Origin of the sequence: Candidatus Brocadia sapporoensis, assembly GCF_001753675.2 — a bacterium.
Lineage (GTDB): Bacteria > Planctomycetota > Brocadiia > Brocadiales > Brocadiaceae > Brocadia > Brocadia sapporoensis.
Genome location: NZ_MJUW02000037.1, coordinates 1 through 19,300, shown reverse-complemented (window position 1 = coordinate 19,300; position 19,300 = coordinate 1). Strand labels below are relative to the sequence as shown.

Here is a 19,300-nt window from a genome sequence, read left to right as displayed (position 1 = left end):
CCTAACTATTCTGAGAAAATATTCTCTCTCACCATCCGTTTCGCTGAATAGTTACAAAAAATTCGGCATATTCTGCGTCGGCTTTTCTCAAACGGAATCCATGGTCATATTATTCCTGATTCCCATTATTCGCTTTGGTTTTCTGGCACACACAAAATCATCTTTTTTGACATTTACTTTTAGAAAAATTTTGATAGGCTTATTACTACTTATGGAAAATACTGATACTTTAACACATGTCATAAATCAGGCATTAGATTGTGTTGGCAAAGGCATTATGATACAAGATGCCAACCGTCGGGTGGTATTCTTCAATCAGGCCTGTGAAGAGATAACAAAATGGTCGCGAGCAGAGGTTATTGGAAAAGATTGCGGCGATATTTTTCTGTGTCATACCTCCACGGGTATGTGTTTGACAGAAAAATTTTGTCCTGGCATGGAAATTTTTCATGGTGGACTTTCCCAGGGTTCAAGGGAACTCCTGATCAGGCGGGGAGACGGAACGGAATCCTGGGTAAAAATGAGCGTTTCCCCTATAAAAAATAAAGAGGGTAAGCAGACGCATATTATTTCTATAATTGAAGACATTAGTAAAATGAAAAAGTATTCGGATGAGGTTCTCAGGTCAAAAACCCTGTCAACACTCGGGGCATTTGCTGCCGAGCTGGCACATGAGGTAAAAAACCCTTTAAATGCCATGAATATCCAGATGACGGTGCTGGAACGGGAGATACACGATGTAAAGAAACTCAACCATGGGGCAAAAAAAGATTTGCTGGAAATTGTTTCAATCGTTCAGAAGGAACTCGATCGTTTAAGCGGATTTGTCGAAGAGTGTTTGCATTTTTCAAAAACGGGAGAACTCAATAAAAGTGCGGTTGATGTGGGTGATATCCTTAACGAGATTACTTCTTTGCTCCTGCCCCAGGCGCAATTATATGGCATTCAAATAAAATCAAAAATAACGAATGGGCTTCCCAAAGTAATGGTAGACAGAGATAAGATGAAGCAGGCAATTTTGAATATCATGATTAACGGTATTGAGGCAATGCCGGATGGGGGTACGTTGCGGGTAAGCACAAAGCGTATCGATCATGAAATATGTATCTCCTGTCAGGACACCGGACACGGGATACCGGAAGAGATCAGGGATAAGATTTTTCACCTGTTTTATACTACAAAAGACGGTGGTACCGGGATGGGGCTTTCCTTTGCACAAAACATTGTTCATGCCCATGGAGGTATAATACGGTTAGAAACCTCATCCGGGGGAAGCAAATTTGTGATCGCGCTCCCCATGAGTTAGTTAGGTGTACGGGGCGCAAAACGAGTAGGAAATCAGGTTGGATTTTAAAAGACAAAAGCTCAACGACTTTTCATCCTCCCCCCAAATTCCCTCCCGGGAGGGAATTTAGAGGGGGAGATAAATGGCACAGTGAAAAACTTTAAAATTTTAAACGTAAGTTAAGCCTTCGGCGACTTTGTTTGCGATTACACGAAGGGGTGAAGCATTTGCTATCCGGCATGTAAAATTGTATTCGAACCTAATATCGACAAATGTCTCGCCCTTACAGCAAAGATTGAAATCCCTTAATATTAACCCATGACAAAACCCAGAATATTGTTAATTGATGACGATAAAGCGGCACTCGACGGCCTGGTGAAGATATTAGCACATGACGGATATCCGGTTGCTGGTGCCCTGTCCGGCTATGAGGCCTTAAATCTCTTCTCCAAAAAAACCTTTGATATTGTCGTTACAGATATGAAGCTGCCTGGCATGGGGGGGTTGTCCCTGATTCATGAACTACGAAAAAAGGACGAACCGGTGGCAATTGTGGTTATCACTGCCTATAGCTCGGTCAAAACTGCTGTAGAGGCTATAAAATGCGGGGCAGACGATTATCTGACGAAACCCGTGAATATTGAAGAGTTAGAGTTGGTATTGGAAAAACTATGGGAGCGCCAGCAGCTCATTGCCCAAAACCGATTGTTAAAGGAGAAATTAAAGGGCAAGTACAAATCTTCTGAACTGGTTGGAAGCACCCCACAGATGCACCGTATATTTAAAATGATCGAAGATGTTGCTCCCAGTACAGCCTCAATCCTGATCCTGGGGGAAACAGGGACGGGCAAGGAACTCGTGGCAAATGCTATTCATTATCAAAGCGATAGGACCAGCACGCCTTTCGTAGCCTTGCATTGCGCCGCCTTATCGGAAGGCGTACTGGAAAGCGAGCTCTTTGGCCACGAAAAAGGGGCATTCACGGGTGCTGTTCAATTAAGAAGAGGACGATTTGAAATGGCGGATGGAGGTACGCTCTTTCTGGATGAGGTGGGGGAGATGAGCCTCAAAGTGCAGGTGAAACTGCTTCGCGTTCTGGAGAAAGGTGAATTTGAGCGTGTTGGTGGAGAAAAGACCATAAAGGTAGATGTCAGGCTGATTGCAGCAACCAATCGGGACCTTGAAAAAGAAGTTTCTGAAGGAAGGTTTCGGGAGGATTTGTTTTATCGTTTAAATGTTATAACCATCCACTTGCCACCCTTGAGGGAAAGAAAAGAGGATATTTCCCTTCTTTCTCATTTCTTTATCATTAAATATGCAAAAAAATATAAAAGGGAAATTATGGAATTTACCCCGGAAGCAATGGATGCGCTGTGCGCATATCACTGGCCGGGCAATGTACGAGAACTGGAGAATGTTATTGAGAGAGCTGTTGTGCTTTGTAAAAAGGGCACGATCCCTGTGGACTATTTGCCAAAAAATATAGTTCCAATCAAGGAAGACATAGCAATAATCAAGATCCCTTTGGGTACCTCATTAAAAGAAGCTGAAAAAGAGATCATTCAAAGGACGCTTCTTATGACCCGCAGTAGTAAAAAAGAGGCCGCTAAAATACTGGGAATATCCACGAGAAAGATTGAGTATAAAGTGAAAGAATGGAGTTAGCAGCGAAATTTTTTAAAGCCTTTTTAAACATCACACCACGATTCCCGCAAATTTTTCGTTTTACATTCATTTCCATTAAGCATTTTTTTCTTTTAATCTCATCTTCAAAAAATATCATCAACTCTAATGTTTTTCTAAACAACCACTTATAACTATTAGACGATTATCAATTCTTTGTTGGTATCGTATTTGTTCTTTCGAGAAACGACAAGAATTTTATTATAGCGATGCACGCTCGAATTTTTTTATGGTAAGTGTTTTAGATTGAAATGATAAAACCGGATATTTCCCCAGAAAGGAGTTGCGAATGTAATTTAATCTATCTTTTGAAGTTTGAGTGTTACACGGATTTAATACATTTTTATCGAAGTATCGTATAGTAAAAACAACGGATAATTTTAATTGTAAAACAGTGTCTTTTTTTAATGAAGGAGCAACTATATACCATGTCAATAATGTCAAATGCTTATATGAAAATGTTTCCGATGGAAGCAGAAAAGAAGATGCCGTCCGGCAAGCGCAATTCCGCTTTGGAAGTTCCCGAATTTAACAAGGCCTGGAATCTTTACAGGGACACGAGCCTGGACATAATGAAACGTTACGAATATATGGCTCAGTGTGTGGACTTTACAGATAAGGACACGGAAGCCATTAAGGAATCAAAAGATATTATAGCTGCAAACCTTAAGGCAATCCTTGATCATATCTATTATGAAAAGCTGATAAACGACCCATGGTTATCAAGGTGGTTCAGGGATGAAAATGGGAAAATAGCAAAGGAATATGTGGATATCCGCAGGGCAAGACAGCAAAGATTTCTGCTGAAAGTATTAGAATGTAAATGGGATGAAGAGTTCTGGAATTTTGTCCGCTGGGTTGGCGCTGTACATGTGCCGATCTTTGGCTTTGAAGACCTTTACATACCCGTGAGGCTGAATCTCGCTCTCTGGGGTTACATACACCAATATTTGTTTAATCTCTTCGCCAGGGAGCTAAAAAATGATCCGGAGAAGCTGCGCAGGATTACAACCGCCTGGACAAAACTTTTCTGGATAATTATAGATATTTATCATATCGATTATTTTGGGATCTGGATGTAATGAAGTGAAGATTTCGACCTGAATGAATTTTGAGTAGTCAAATGCTTATCCCCCACGCGCTTTCTTCCTCGGCGGGGGGGAAAGCATTGTAATACGAAAGGAAGTGAATAATATGCCTTTGGTCTGGTTTGAGGGTGATTGTATAAAGTGTGCAATGTGCGCCGAGGAGGCGCCGAAAGTTTTTGTTTTCGTGGAAAATGTCGGGCCACAGGTAAAGACAGAGATTGATATTGCTGCCCATGGTGAGGACATAAAGCGGGCGGCACAGTTCTGCCCAACAGGATGCATAAAGTACAGTTTGTAGCAATTAGAGAGGAAATGTATTATGAGAAACAGGGGATTGATGTCATCTACCGTGAACGTAAAAAGAAAGTTGTCATTATGAGCTAAAATGAAACAATTTAGACGCTGGAGATTGCTTCGGGCTGTCGCCCTCGCAATGACACTTGTATGTATACTTATTTATTCCGTTTACTATATGTAAACAGAAATTTCACAAAATGTCATCATCGTCCATTATTTTTGCCATTAAAAACTTTGATATTATTTTAATTTTTATTTCATATCATTTCGATGACAAAGCCAAGATTGCTCCTGGTAGATGATGATAAAAATACACTTGATGGACTGGTAAAGATATTGGTGCGTGATGGATTTTCCGTTTCTGGTGTTCTGTCGGGTTACGAAGCTTTAAATCTCCTCTCTAAGGAAAAATTTGATATCATTTTAACGGACATGAAGCTGTCTGACATCGGTGGATTGTCTCTGATACACGAAGTGCGAAAAAGAAAGACACCAATATCAATCGTGGTTATTACGGCATACAGTTCTGAAAAAATGGCTGCAGAAGTTACAAAATGCGGTGCAGACTATTTCCTTGCAAAACCGGTAAATATTGAAGAGTTAGAGTTAGTACTCGAAAAATTGTGGGTAAGACGACAACCCGTTAATCAAATTCCATTATTAAAGAAAAGTAAAGCGCAGTACTAATTCCGCAGTTAGCATTAAGAACGGAAACGTGCACACGCAACTATGATGATCAGGATTTAATCAATATGGCAAACGACGATATCCTGGGTGAACATGTCAAGGATTACTCGCGGGAATTCCATCTTGCTTTATAATCTCGGCCGTTCGCGCTCGCGATTGTTCTAACTGCAGGCAACTTGTTTTGCAATTGCCCGGGCACATATCCGACAAACAAGAGGGCAAGCTTCTGCTCTTTCGTGACCTGATGTGTTCCTGAATTATTGGCTTGTAACTATGACTGCCAGGAGATAAACCATGGCGCATTTCCGTGAGTGCGCCGCAGTCAGCCGCTAAATCGTGAAATCTGAGCGGGATTTTCAGAAGTACATCCTCAGCGTTTACACCTGGGTACTCTTGCCCGAAACGATTCAGGTATTTGTGCGGTTTTGGTATGCATGTTCTTCGAGCAAACGTGTCTACTCATGGGGCACTCCCTGCTCTTTCGAGCAAAGAAGGAGAAACATTTTCCGAGAGCACGGTGAATATGCGACAACAACTTCAGGGGTGGTAATTTTTGTCACCGTGTCCTTACATCTATTCTTCTATCCCGGCCATCCGCACCTAACATCTCTATATTAGACTTCCTAATTATCAGGCTATTTCGCATCCTTTGTCAAAGATTAAGAAAACACCTGAAAGATCTCTAAAATAAGTTAAACTGATCAACATTCTTTGCCTTAATTAGCGCCTGGTATTGTTTTCGTTGAACTTCAGTGTAAACAATATTAAAATAACCGTTATGAACGCAATATAAAGGAGCAATACTCTTATGTTAAAAAAGGGTGTCAAGGGAAATAAGGGATCACTTTACTCGCTATCTGAAGAGGGTAAAGCAGGGCAAAGAAGTTGTAATTACCGATAGAGGCAAACCCGTGGCTCTGCTCGCTCCAATACCCGAAGTAACCGGTTTTCAAGAAAAATGAGAACTGGCTGCCAGCAAGGGTCTTCTCCGGCTTCCTCGTAAATAGGGGGAAAAAAGAGCAGACTGCACGGAAAGTCCCTAACAGAGATCGTGCTGGGGGATAAGGAATTGCTTGAGGTGATTGGAGTAAAGATGTAAAAAATTGAATTTGTAATTTTTATCATGAATCTAAAATTTAATGACAATTTGCTTCCGGCGCTTCCCATTATGGAAGACCTCCCTTTGGATAGAATTGTTGGAATTACATCAACCATTCCCATTGAAATCGTCTTTGCCGCCGGCTATTTACCGATAGATCTGAATAATATTTTCATATGCGACGGGCATGCATACAAAATGGTGGAAGATGCAGAATCGGCAGGCATTCCCAGAAACATCTGTGCCTGGATCAAAGGCATCTATTCGGCAGCCAGGAAATACCATATCCGTAAGGTCATCAGCGTAGTCCAGGGAGATTGTAGTAATAACCAGGCACTCATGGAGATTCTTCAGTCGGAAGGTATTGAAACCATCCCTTTTGCATATCCACACGACAGGGCGGATAAGAGATTCTTGCATGACCAGTTGGTGCGGCTTGCCAATAATCTGAGCATAGAATATTCAAAGACAGAAGAGATGAAAGAATGTTTGGATGCTATACGGGCAAAGGTACATGAAATTGATAGACTCACCTGGGTTGAAAATACCGTAACGGGTGAAGAAAATCATATCTGGACGGTATCCACCAGCGATATGATGGGAGATTATGCAGTTTTTGAGGAACGTGCAGTAAAATTTTTAAGATCCGTGCAGGAACGTGAACCGATTCAGCACGACCTTCGCATTGGCGTTGTAGGCATACCGCCCATATGCGAAGATCTCTATCCGTTTCTTTCTTCTATTGGTGCCCATGTCGTATTCAATGAGGTACAAAGACAATTCTCTATGCCTTACCCCACAAAAACCCTTGTCGAGCAGTACAGTCAATACACCTACCCTTACGATATCTTTTCACGACTGGAGGATATGCAACAAGAAATTAAACAAAGGAACATTGTAGGGCTTATTCACTACGTCCAAAGTTTCTGTCACCGGCACATCCAGGACAAAATTATCAGGAAATATATTCAATTACCAATTCTTACCCTTGATTGTGACCGCCCGGGACCACTCGACGGCGCTATGAAGACCCGTATCGAGGCATTTATCGAAATGCTGAAATACCATGAGTCTGGAATACCGGCAGAATCAAGGGTTGAAATATCCTGAAAATTATTTTAGATGTCAAAGATTCAGGTTCAAGTATGGTTTACCTGCATACCCACATCCATGAAACTGGCTCACGTAAAGTAAGAAACAACTTTCAAGTTTGGGGATATTGTTCGACCTAATCGCATAAAGCCACCTGCAACGAAAGATTGTCGATATTCAGGTGTGACCAGAAATGTCAAAGACCTGGGCGGCAAGAGTAAGCTCGTTGCCGGCATTTTACGTCTGGTGAAAGACGTACCGGAAGCAGGGCTCTTGCTTTCATTGGTAAACGTCCACGCTGAACACGGGAACGAGTCAAAATATCTGAAAAAACAGCGAAACAGGCTAAAGCCATCCTCTTCGGTCAAAAAAACCTGATTTTACATAGCCTCTTATCTGATCCGGCGCGCTTCGTATTTCGTACCGTCCAGATCGGTGATCCGCATACGATTGCGATCGATGAATTCATACCACAGGGTGGAAACAGAGCCGGATTCATCATACATCGTCATTTGTCCTTCAGCGCTATCCAATCCTCTTTGCGTCATATTTCTTGCCTGCGGAACATCCATTTTTCCCCGGCGAGTTGAACCTTCACCTTGGGAAAGTATCGTGAAATTAGCGTTCGACTCGATTGTCAGGGTTTTCTTCAGTGGCAGGAATTTGTTGTCAGGAGACATCTCCCATACGCCAACCAACTCCGGAATTACTTTTGCCTTGGGCATCAATCTCTGTATTGCGGTCCGCTGACGTTCACGGTTTTGCCGATACTGGAGATCTGCAGAGGAACGTTGTTCCGGACTCATTCCTTCGTACGGATCCTGCTGCTGCTGTTGTTGCGTACTAACTTGTGCAATAGCCATATTGAGCTGGTTGAGATCATTCCTGAGGTGTTCAGGGATTGTTCTCCCTATTTCGTAGAGGGCACGACTGGCACCCTCCGTATCACCCTTTGCCAAAAGGGACTGGGCAAGATATAACGATGCCTCTGCGGCCGGCGCCCCGGCTAGTCCGCCAAAATTCGTGTCACCTTGCGCATTTCCTACCATAGGAATACCAGCCATGCGTTGCGGCCCCAATCGGGCTGCGGCTGAAAACTGTTCTATCGCCTTATCCTGTTTACCCATGGATGCAAAGAGTTTGCCGGCACGCAGATAGGCTTCTGCGATTAATGTTGCTGCATTTACCGGGGCAATCATCTCTGCTCCTTTTTCGGGTTCCTGATCCGGCAGCATGGCGGTAAACATTTGCCAGGATTCCCAACACGGCTGCATTCTCGGCTCATATCTGAGAGACGCAAGGTATAGATCGAGCCCCTCTTTCTGCTTTTTAGCCGGTTCAAAAAGATGTGCAAGATGAAAACGTGACTGAATGGCCAGGCCGAAATCAAGCGGATTACGCGTTAGAAATGTTCCGTTGTTCGCCGAAGGCTCATCGAGGCAAAGGCGCGCTTCTTCCAGCGCCAGTGCAACCCAGAAAGCGGCAATGGACTCTTTGGTTTTGCCTTCCTCTTCCATGACCACTCCAAGATAGGCAGGAATCCTGGCGTCAACCGGATCAATCTGACGCGCAGCCGTCAACCTGGCCCGCGCCCCCTGCCAGGCGGTTTTGGTGATTTGATCCCAGGCCAGTCGAAGCATAGGAGCCGCAGTGGTATGGATCATCTGACGGGCAACAGATTGCTGCTCTTCTGCCTTCACATTTTGCCCTGTCTTTGCATAAAGATCAACTAAGGCATCCTGGGCATCCAGAGACTCAGGATACAATTTAACGGCATCCATGAGCGTCTGCTGAGCGGCGTCATAGTTGCCTGACCATATATGGAGGTCTGATTGAATAAGATATCTATCCACCGTGCCCCTGGCTGCCTTGATCGCAGCCTCCATGGCAGCGCGTGCCTTCTCACGCAACCCGGTAGCTGCGGTGTCGAGTTGATCTGCCCGATTCAGATCGGCAGGGGACGGAGGGTAACAGGTTGTTGTCGTAATTTCATATACGCCGTCGTATCGTGTTTCGGTGGAAGTAGAGCTTGTGCACCGTGTTTGTCTCAGGCTCGACGCCTCGGCGGAATACTGATTTGCCCGCATAGACCGAAATTTCGCGTAGAGACGCAGTGCATCAGGATTATTGCCGGCTGACTTCAATGCCTCATCCGCAAGCTGCTCCGCCTGGTCGTACCGTCTGAGCATACTCAATGCAATAGCCTTCTGAATCGTAGCTTTTACATGCTTTGGGCTGAGCGCCAAAGCACGGTCGAGAATTTCAATCGCCCGAAGACGCTCCTTTTCAGCTGATTCCTGCCAACGGTAGAAAAGTGTCTCCCGCCGGGGCTCAACCGACTCCCCACGATTGTCAGATTCAGACAACATATACTCTGCCAGGCTGGCCAGATCATCAGGGTTCTTGGGATGGGCGCGCACGGCGTCTTCGAGGATGCGGAGTTTATCCTGATACGTTTCGTCATAGCGCAGCCGTTTCTCTCCCATAGTCTTGTGAACTTTGCTAGCAAGGTCAATAAGCTGATCCAGGGGAGCTCCGGTTTGTGCAGCCTGATCCAGGGCAGTTAAAAGCTTATCAGGAGTGCCGTCGGCATGTTGTTTTTTGAGTTCCGCCTCAATAGAAGAACGGGATTTTTTTGTGGAGGAAGCGTCTAGTTTGGCGGCAATTTCCAGATCGGTTCGGCTTCTCTTGGCGTCTCCCCATTGGGCTGCTGCCATGGCGCGGCCGAGGTAGGCAGCGGCAAAGTTTGTGCGGTAAGTGAGCGACAGGGTAAATTCGCGGCGGGCGGTTGCCGGCCTGCCGAGGGAAAGCCAGCTATTCGCAGAGATGTAGAGGACGTCCGGATCATCGGGATAGGCTGCGCGGGCAAAACCAATTTCCCGCAAGGCGGCGTCAAATTGTTTTGCTTCGTGCAATTGTTTCGCGCGGGCAAAATGCGCAGGCGCAAGGTCTGGCCGTTTCAGAAAGCGTTTCGCAAACCAGAGCCCAGCCTTTATCATATTTTCGCGGATGGGGCCGGTTTTTATATTGCCTCCGCTCCGTCGTGCCTTTCCATAAGAATTGGCCATCTCATAATAGACGAATGATGCGTAGGCTGTCGGGTAGTCATCCCGTCCCTGAATCATGTGTCCGGGGATTCCGAATCCTTGCTCCTCTTGGTAACCCTCAAATTCTTCTTCCCTGCCTTGAGAGCTCCGGGGACCTTGAGTGCTGTGTTCTGGTATTACCGTTCCGCTCATTGCTTCCGCAATATATGTCCAAAGTTCTGCCTCGCGCCCCTTGCCGCCAAGCTTCTGATATCGCTTAAAATCTTTCATTGCGGGTTGAAACTGCTCCGCCAGGGTCTCAGCGATTCCCCGGGAGAGCACGTAATCCGGATCATCACCACTTGCTTCAAGCGCACGTGACAACGCCGCAACAGCTTCAGGAAACTGACCCTGAGACAAGTCATCAAGCCCTTCAAGATAAGCCATGAGACCAGGGGTTGTCCCTTCGGATGTTGGGACAGCATAAATTTTTAGCGGTAAAAAGCCAAAACAGATGCTTACCAGCATGACCTTCACGAACGCGTGGAACATGGCAGATCTCCTTTCGAAATATAAAATTTTTATTGCAAATGAACCTTCAAATAAGCTAATTTGTCGGTAAATGAATAAACGGTTAATTAAAGTATATAATTGACTATTGGCAATTAACAATAAAAATTTTACTATTTGCTGACTGCATACGGCTTACTGATTACTGCACTATGCCACTGGATATCTCAAATCTGGAAAGAAACAAGCCCTTAGCGCCGTACACAACTTACAAAATCGGGGGATTGTCAGATTTTTTTGTTGAAGTCCATACCGTTGACGCATTACTCCAGGCTTTATTCGAGGCGAGCCGTAACAATATTCCTTTTTTTTTACTGGGCTGTGGAGCAAATATTTTAGTAACTGACAAGGGGTTTCGGGGGTTGGTCATCCACAATATGGCAGATACGATATCCTTCTTTAACAACGATATTGTTGTGGCAGAGAGTGGTGCGACGGTTGCAAACCTTATAGAGCAATGCCGGGACCGGGGTTTATCTGGTTTCGAACACTTTGTGGGTATTCCAAGCACAGTCGGTGGCGCCATATGGCAAAATCTGCATTTTCTCTCTCCCGACAGACAGCGGATGGTTTTTGTTGAGGAGATTGTCCGTTCCGGTCGTATTTTTACAGAAGAAGGTCATATTTGCACCGTTGGAGTCGATTATTTTCAGTTTGGTTACGACAAGAGTATTTTACAGAAGCGAAAAGACATAGTGCTTGACATCACATTTCAATTGTTGCGAGGGTCAAAAGAAAAGATACAGGCCGTGATGGATGCAAATATGGCTTGGCGCAACGACAGGCAGCCGCAATTGTCTGAATTTCCCAGTTGTGGTTCGGTATTTAAGAAAATAAAGGATGTCGGGGCTGGAAGGTTAATAGAACAGGCAGGGCTTAAAGGTGAACGTGTTGGAGAAGCGGAGGTATCGAAAAAACACGCAAATTTTATTATCAATCGGGGCAATGCGACGGCATATGATGTATTACAGTTAATTCAACATGTCCGGAATGAAGTAAAACGGAAATTAGGATATAACTTAGAAATGGAGATTACAATAGTTGGAGAACTGTGAACGGAGGGTCGTGATACTACAATGTTTAAAAGGTTGTGAAGAGAGAGGATAAGAAGTTGGAAGATCCTGAACATCTCATCCTCCCGTCTTCCCAACATATAATTTGCACAATCTCAAAGATTTTTCAGACGAGCATGGTCTGAAACCCCGTAATTATGCATTAACCGACTTTTACGGAAATCTGTTTCGGTTTTACTTCTTCTTTTTTTTGCATAGTAATCTCCAGCACCCCGTTCTTGCACTCTGCCGTTACTTTGTTGGTATCCACAGAGGCAGGAAGGTCAATGGAACGAGAAAAACTTCCATACCGTCTTTCCATTCGGTAAAAGTTTTTCCCTTTTTCCTCTTTCTCTTCCTTCTTTTCACCTTTGATCATCAAGGTATCACCCTGTATCGAAATGTCTATCTCTTTCGGATCCATACCGGGGATTTCAGCCTTTACGGTAACCTTATCAGCCGTTTCCGAGAGATCAATTGGCGGCGCCCATGTGCCAGCCATGCCGAAATCAGGCAACTCTCCGCCCTTAAAAAACCGGTCAAACATCCGGTTCATTTCCTCCTGTATGGAAGAAATGGTTGGCAATTGCGTCCATTTTATCAATTCCTTAGCCATAATTAGCTCCTTTCAAAATTAAAATAAACGATATACAATACATTATTTATGTTTTTCTTTTGAGCAAACACAATGCCAAAATATATATTTATATTTATATTTCACGTAGTGAGCAATATCCACTGATGTTACGTATGCTTAAATAATTCACTCTATAAAAACGGTCGCTGTCATTATGGCAGTACAACATTATAAAATGGCATTGATATATTATGAAATAATTTTTAATTTGCTTGAATTTTTAAAGCAAACTTTGTTAGTATACTAGACTATGGAAATTAACAGAAATACCATCATAAAAGATCTCATAGAGTCACATCCTGAAACCCTTGCAGTATTCAGAAAATATAATCTTGTTATTGCGGGTGGCGTTCGCGGGCCAAATGAGCCGATTGCTTTTTTTGCCAAAGCCCATGAAGTTGATTATGATACGCTTGTTAAGGAACTGAACGAGGCTATTGAAAAGGGTGGAGGAGAGCGGATTGAAATCCCAAAACTCGAAGAGGACAAGATTTATGAGAAGTTTGTCAAAACAGCCATTATTTTGACCCTTACGGTAGGGGTGGCTTTTGGCGCCATTATATTGAGTTACATTGCTATTAAGTTAGATTTTAATTCAATTTATTATGCGCTCATTCAGGCACATGGCCATGCACAGATATTTGGGTGGGTGGGGCTCTGCATTATGGGCTTTGCTTTGTATATCATACCGAGAGTAAAAAACACCGAACTTAAGAATAGGAATCTGGTAAACGTCTGTTATTGGTTTATTATTGCGGGTATCACTCTGAGGATTATATTACAACCTTTGCCTGTCCGTGCCATTAGACTTTTACTCCCCGTATCCGCCATTTTTGAGATCATTTCAATTTGTCTTTTTACATTTATTATCTTGCAGACCATACTTTCCAGCAAAGAAAAGGTTGGCATATTTGACAAATTTTTCAAGGCAGGAATTGTTTGGTTTCTTGTATCGACGTTCATAAATTTTGGAATGATGTGGTATTTATATAAACATGCTATATACGAAATTCCCAAGAACGTTTTTAGCCCTTTCGTACATCTTTACCTCTTCGGTTTTGTATTCATGTTTATTTTTGGCGTTAACATCAGGACGGTATTTGCCTTTCTTGATATCAAGCCTGTCAGAGAAAAAGCGGTTAATTTGACGTTTTGGATTATGAATATATCAGTCCCGGTTTATTTTATTAGCCATATGCTTGCGGACAGCAATGTCGTAGCGCTAAGGCTTTCGCAATTTATCGTATTTCCTATAGCTTTTGCTATTATCGTGTTCATTTATGGATTGCGTATCTTCGAAAGATCCACCAGAGAACTTCACGACGTAGTCATGGACAGGAGTTACGCAAAGACCATACGTACTGCTTACATCTGGCTCATTGTTACCATTATTATTTTACTCGTGATGCCATTCCTGGGGCATGGTTCTGAATTACAAAGAAGATTTCACGGGTCGCTCAATCATGCCGTTACTGTGGGCTTTATTACCATGATGATTATTGGCTATGCATCAAAAATGATTCCCACCTTTAAAGGGATCGATATGCATAGCGTAAAGTTGTCAAACATGACCTTTATTCTGCTAAATATCGGTTGTTTCTTCCGTGTATTTTCCCAAATCCTGGTAGGAATCAACGAGAAGCCTCTATTTTATGCAGTTATGGGAACTTCTGGTTGGATAGAACTAACGGCATTAAGTATTTTCGGTTATAATTTGTGGAAGACCATGAACACCACACAGGAGACTAAATCACCGGTAACGCAAAAGATAACGGTGGTTACAAAGGATACGAAGGTCTTTGACATCGTGGATCAATATCCGGAAACCCTTCAAGTGTTTCTCGACTTTGGTTTTAGTCAGATGGCTAACCCTGTTATGCGGAATACAATGGGTCGTGTTGCAAGCATAGAAATGGCAACCAAAATGCACAACGTAGATATGGACAAATTCCTCAAGGCGCTTAACGACAAGATTGTTTCAAAGAAGTGAAAATTTTTTAAGTATTTGCTTAATGTGATCAGTGTCGCAAGTGCAACCCGTAGCTTAATTCTCCATAAAAGGAGTCACTGAAATCTGAGTCATAGTGATCCTCTTCCGGTTTACATGAAACTATAAAAGCCGTAATACATGCAAGTGCATTGTGAGGGAGTCAATGCTAGGCAATCGCCAGTGTTTTGATTACTTGTGAAGTTTACACTGAGCAATGTGAATGTGCTTACAACGATAGCTTTTTTGCATCCACTATATATGACTCTAAGCTTCCTCTGCTGCCAAAATCTCTTTCTCGGTCTTCTCTCCAATGTCCTTTGGCCCTTTTATTCATGAATCAAATAGGTGAACTCTTTTGCACAGGGATCACTTTTTTGCCGTATTTTACCCTTTAATCGTAAATACTCAATGCCTTTCATAAATGTTCCTTTCTGGCATTGCATTGTTCTCTCCGGATTTATTCACGTATATCTCTGCATCCCAATTTATCAATATCGAGACCTTTCTCATTGACTTATAAACATAAGTGATATAAGATTATCTTCTCATTCAAAATTCCTGTAGCCTGTGGAAATTATTTATGAAAAATGTAGAAATAATTAATAAAAAACCTGTGCTTACAGGACTTATGGACTATGAAAAGACCTATAAGGAATTTTCGTGGGACACCATTAAAAAAGAATTATCATTAACGGACAATTCCACAAATAAGGTAAACATTGCCTACTATGCCATTGACAAAAATGCCCAAACCTGGCGAAAAAATAAGGTTGCGTTGTATTGGGAGGGTGCTGATGGTACGTGTCAGAAGTACACTTTTTTGGAATTGAAAAAACTCTCGGACAGGTGTGCGAATATGTTGCGGTCGCTTGGTGTGAAAAAAGGCGACCGGGTCTTCATTTTTCTGCCTCGTTTACCAGAACTCTATGTCAGTCTGATAGCAATTGCGAAGCTTGGCGCCATTGCGGGACCCATGTTCTCAGCCTTTGGCCCTGACGCCGTCCGTGACCGTTTGCAAAACAGTGAGGCAAAGGTATTGATTACGACCCCTGAATTGAAAGAGCGTGTCGATACGGTATTGTGGGAATTGCCAAAGTTAGAGCGTATCATATTAGTCAACAACAAAGAGGAATACGAATTGGAAGACAGGGACGTGTGTTATACAACGTTAATGCAAGACGCCACCGACACGTTTGGGATGGAATGGGTGGAGATGGAAGATCCATTCTATATTCTGTACACATCTGGGACAACAGGAAAATCGAAAGGGATAACCCACGTTCATAATGATATGATGTCACAGTATATTACTACCAAATGGGCGCTGGACCTGAGGGATGATGATGTCTACTGGTGTACGGCAGACCCGGGCTGGGTAACGGGAACAGTATACGGATTGTGGGGCCCGTGGCTGAACGGTATTTCTTCTTATGTCTTTGATGGCCGGTTTGATGCTGCAAAATGGTATGAGATTATTCAGACATATAAAATCACCGTATGGTATACCGCTCCTACGGCACTGCGGATGCTTATGAAGTCAGGTGATGACCTTGTAAAAAACTATGATTTGAGCAGTTTAAGGTATATTTGCAGCGTTGGAGAACCCCTTAACCCGGAGGTAATCCGATGGGGTCTGAAAGTTTACGGTTTGCCAATTCATGATACATGGTGGCAGACGGAAACGGGAGCCATTACGATTGCAAATTATCCGTGTTTACCGATAAAACCGGGTTCTATGGGAAAGCCCTTTCCGGGTACCAGGGCAACTATTATTGATGGCAAAGGGAATGAGTTGCCGGCAGGACAACATGGGCTTTTGGCATTACAGCCGGGATGGCCTTCTATGTTAAGGGCAGTGTGGGGTGACGAAAAGCGGTACCAAGAATATTTCAGCATTAACGGATGGTATGCAACGGGCGATACGGCTTACAGGGATGAGGATGGCTATTTCTGGTTTGTCGGGAGGGCTGACGATGTGATCAATACGTCTGGTCACCGTGTGGGACCGTTTGAGGTAGAAAGCGCCCTTCTGGAACATAGGGCTGTAGCTGAGGCTGGTGTAATTGGTAAACCCGATGCGGAAAGAGGAGAAATTGTCAAGGCTTTTGTGGTGCTCAGGGAAGGTTTTAAGACTTCCGGGGAATTAGAAGAAGAGATAAAAATATTTATAAAACATCGTCTGGCTGCGCATGCATACCCAAGAGAAATAGAGTTTTGCGCCAATTTGCCAAAGACCCGCAGCGGGAAAATTATGCGTCGTTTATTAAAAGCAAGAGACCTTGGATTACCAACAGGAGACATCTCCACGCTTGAAGATTAGACGGAACCTAACAGTTTCTTCTTTTTGAAAACGGTGATAGGTGAGAATGCCTTTGTGATCGCATGTGGGGGAGCAGTTCATGAATTGTTCTTTAGTGCATGACATATGACTGGTTTTTGAAATTTTTTAAAAACTATTTGTTGCGACTGACCAATATCATGAAAAATCGTAGTTTTCTGAAGATATGTTTGTTCCGATTTTATGTTTGCACACTGCTTGAACAGGTATGGGTGTCCCTGCCCTTTCTTAAGAAATGAAATGCTGAATACGATATTTTTTCATTGCGCAGTTCAGCCGCAACCAGGCTCCCTCTAGCAAAAAGGAATTTAGGGGTATGGTAAAAGTGTTGCGCAAAATTTTTTTTACACAATAATAATGAGGAGAAAGATCAATGGAGCAGACAAAATTTAATAAGTCTTTTTTTAACTCTGTGGAACCGATCAAGATTAAAGACCCTCTTGCCATAGCACTGGGTGCAATGGATAAAAATGAGGCGTTTGTGTTTACGTATACCGATGCAGTAAAACTTGCCGGACACTCATGCCCTGCAGTTTCTGGAGCATATAAATTAACCCAACTGGCACTGAAAAGTTTATACGGAAACGAAATTCCTGTAAGGGGACAAATAAAAGTGACGTTCAAAGAAGAGATTGATCAAAAGGTAAATGGTCCGATATCACAGGTTGTTGCATTAATCACAGGCGCTGCGGGCGAAGGGGGGTTTAAAGGACTGGGAGGCGGCAGATATAGCAGGCACAATTTACTTTCTTTTGATGAAACAAAACATACGGATGAAGACGCTGTCTGCTCGGTGATATTTGAGAGAATGGACAATAACAAAAGGATTGAGATTTCATACCGCAATTATATGCTCCCTGTAAATCCGAAAATGGGTGATTTAATGCCGTTGGCGGTGACTGGGAAGGGGAGCGATGCTGAGATTAAAGAATTTGGAGAACTATGGCATGAAAGGGTTAAGGCCGTGTTGATGAATCCACCGCAGGGGATGTTTGTAATCAAGGAATTAAGCTGAGCCTCAGAAGTGAACAAGAAAAACCCAGAGACAAGAAACCAGAGATGAGATTTCGTTTGCAGGTAAATTATTTTGCATGCAATTCATGCGGAGAACTTGTTGTGTAAATTTATCCATGCGAGAGAAAATAGGAACTTTGAAATGGGATTGATGCAAATATATATCTTGACGAAGAAACATTAAGCTGTATAATGTTACTATTTATTGACTAAAGGATGATAGTTCATAATACTACCTGTGGTGAAAGGGGGTGGAGCGGAAGGGGAAATTAGAAGGGGGCAGTATACGGTATTTATATTAAGATTTTAAGACAGTAAAATCAAGTCTATCGAAGAAAGGAGAGAGGAGTTATGTTTAAGAAGGTATTTGCAGGGTTTCTGGGTATTGCATTAGTAGCAGGGATTGGCATGGCAAAGGCTCAGGCGTATCAGGTAAAACCTGCCAAATTATGGGTTACGGCAATTGCTATTGGCACGCCTATTGAGGGAGCGGAAATTAAGGTAGGGGATAATACGTGTACAACCGGTAAGAACGGCACCTGTGTATTCGAATTGAAACCAGGGTCCTATGAAATAACCGTACACGAGCACGGTGGTGCAAGTGCTCACACAGAAATTAGTCTTCAGGAAAGAGATATTCGGTTTATTTCCCTGGATTTGGGTGCCAAAGCACTTCATCCAAGCGGACACCACTAAATTGTGGTAAGGAACAGAATATCCCTTGAAGTTTATTGATAAAGGCAGTTGTTAAGTAAAAATTTACAACTGCCTTTTTTATTATTGAAAATGGCCAAATTGATTTGTTATTAGTTAATGATTGTCGATTGGGAGTATTTTTTTGTCTTCACCTTTTACAGAAATATAAATGTTCTTTTTTGGAATTATCTGCATGGTAGTAAATGGTTTTGTTGATTAACGGACAGTACCTAGAGGTTGTTGTAAGATTGTTGTAAACAGTGACTTAACTAAACACGCCTTTTTAAAGACGCCAGACTGGTTTAAAATCTTTCCATAAAATTTATGCTGGTTTTTTGACGAAAATATTCACCCTTCCTCATTTTTCTTGTCTTTCTATCATTTTTAACCATTCTGAGTATACTATCTTCCGGCCATACGGTTTTCGTATTTTTTAAAGCTGCCTCTTTCAGCTTATTGTGCTCTTTTTGCGCCCTCCTCAGCTTTTGTATAATTCATTGTGCCACCCCTACTTCCTTAGCTTAAGGGATTCGATAAGAGGAAGGTATATTCTGATTTCGTGAGTTTTCTATAAAAAATGTCGGGCTATTTGTACACAAAATGTTTCTTCGTATGCAAAACCAGGAGACACGTTTTAATCACAATAAATGCTTCGCAGAATAGCAGTAAAAATGTAACTATTCAGCGTACATTCGCTCACAAACCCTATGAGTGAACAAAATATTGATTCTGTAATCCCGAAGGGA

General features: G+C 42.8%; 15 protein-coding genes. 13 read left to right on the top strand and 2 right to left on the bottom strand.

All coding sequences use genetic code 11. The features are described 5' to 3' along the window. From BIY37_RS03280 to BIY37_RS03245, 8 genes are all read left to right on the top strand, one after another. On the top strand, positions 1-1,306 hold a 1,306-nt coding region (locus tag BIY37_RS03280), incomplete at its 5' end, for a two-component system sensor histidine kinase NtrB (RefSeq protein ID WP_230402421.1). A 297-nt stretch (positions 1,307-1,603) separates the two neighbouring features. Continuing rightward, the gene (locus BIY37_RS03275; protein WP_070066411.1) at positions 1,604-2,950 is read left to right on the top strand and encodes a sigma-54-dependent transcriptional regulator; all 1,347 of its coding nucleotides are present in this window, start codon (positions 1,604-1,606) and stop codon (positions 2,948-2,950) included. A 446-nt stretch (positions 2,951-3,396) separates the two neighbouring features. Next, positions 3,397-4,050, top strand: a complete 654-nt coding sequence (locus BIY37_RS03270) for a protoglobin family protein (protein WP_179129257.1) — start codon at positions 3,397-3,399, stop codon at positions 4,048-4,050. A gap of 112 nt (positions 4,051-4,162) precedes the next feature. After that, complete coding sequence (locus BIY37_RS03265; RefSeq protein WP_070066409.1) at positions 4,163-4,354, top strand: ferredoxin; 192 nt, start codon at positions 4,163-4,165, stop codon at positions 4,352-4,354. A 269-nt stretch (positions 4,355-4,623) separates the two neighbouring features. Beyond that, positions 4,624-5,040, top strand: a complete 417-nt coding sequence (locus tag BIY37_RS03260; RefSeq protein WP_080324813.1) for a response regulator — start codon at positions 4,624-4,626, stop codon at positions 5,038-5,040. Between the two features lie 821 nt (positions 5,041-5,861). Then, positions 5,862-6,002 (top strand): type II toxin-antitoxin system Phd/YefM family antitoxin, encoded by a 141-nt coding sequence (locus BIY37_RS14255; protein ID WP_080324812.1) that lies wholly within the window; start codon positions 5,862-5,864, stop codon positions 6,000-6,002. Between the two features lie 206 nt (positions 6,003-6,208). Beyond that, the gene (locus BIY37_RS03250) at positions 6,209-7,249 is read left to right on the top strand and encodes a 2-hydroxyacyl-CoA dehydratase family protein (RefSeq protein WP_179129261.1); all 1,041 of its coding nucleotides are present in this window, start codon (positions 6,209-6,211) and stop codon (positions 7,247-7,249) included. Positions 7,250-7,414: 165 nt separating this feature from the next. Further along, positions 7,415-7,609, top strand: coding sequence for a hypothetical protein (locus tag BIY37_RS03245; protein ID WP_070066407.1), 195 nt, complete (start codon positions 7,415-7,417; stop codon positions 7,607-7,609). 14 nt (positions 7,610-7,623) lie between these two features. Here BIY37_RS03245 and BIY37_RS03240 read toward each other — a convergent pair whose 3' ends face one another. Then, positions 7,624-10,809 (bottom strand): tetratricopeptide repeat protein, encoded by a 3,186-nt coding sequence (locus tag BIY37_RS03240; RefSeq protein ID WP_070066406.1) that lies wholly within the window; start codon positions 10,807-10,809, stop codon positions 7,624-7,626. 170 nt (positions 10,810-10,979) lie between these two features. Between BIY37_RS03240 and murB the strand changes: the two genes are divergently transcribed. After that, a complete protein-coding gene (gene murB / locus BIY37_RS03235; RefSeq protein ID WP_070066405.1) occupies positions 10,980-11,882 on the top strand; it encodes a UDP-N-acetylmuramate dehydrogenase in 903 nt (300 codons plus the stop codon). Between the two features lie 160 nt (positions 11,883-12,042). Here murB and BIY37_RS03230 read toward each other — a convergent pair whose 3' ends face one another. Further along, complete coding sequence (locus tag BIY37_RS03230) at positions 12,043-12,495, bottom strand: Hsp20/alpha crystallin family protein (RefSeq protein WP_070066404.1); 453 nt, start codon at positions 12,493-12,495, stop codon at positions 12,043-12,045. A gap of 271 nt (positions 12,496-12,766) precedes the next feature. Here BIY37_RS03230 and BIY37_RS03225 point away from each other — a divergent pair, with 271 nt between their 5' ends. The 4 genes from BIY37_RS03225 (at position 12,767) to BIY37_RS03210 (ending at position 18,554) form a co-directional block, all read left to right on the top strand. After that, on the top strand, positions 12,767-14,506 hold the full coding sequence (locus tag BIY37_RS03225) for a DUF1858 domain-containing protein (protein ID WP_080324811.1): 1,740 nt from the start codon (positions 12,767-12,769) through the stop codon (positions 14,504-14,506). Positions 14,507-15,086: 580 nt separating this feature from the next. Next, a complete protein-coding gene (gene acsA / locus BIY37_RS03220; protein ID WP_070066403.1) occupies positions 15,087-16,826 on the top strand; it encodes an acetate--CoA ligase in 1,740 nt (579 codons plus the stop codon). A gap of 391 nt (positions 16,827-17,217) precedes the next feature. After that, positions 17,218-17,859, top strand: a complete 642-nt coding sequence (locus tag BIY37_RS03215) for a hypothetical protein (protein ID WP_070066402.1) — start codon at positions 17,218-17,220, stop codon at positions 17,857-17,859. 350 nt (positions 17,860-18,209) lie between these two features. After that, complete coding sequence (locus BIY37_RS03210) at positions 18,210-18,554, top strand: carboxypeptidase-like regulatory domain-containing protein (protein ID WP_070066401.1); 345 nt, start codon at positions 18,210-18,212, stop codon at positions 18,552-18,554. Positions 18,555-19,300: the final 746 nt, after the last annotated feature.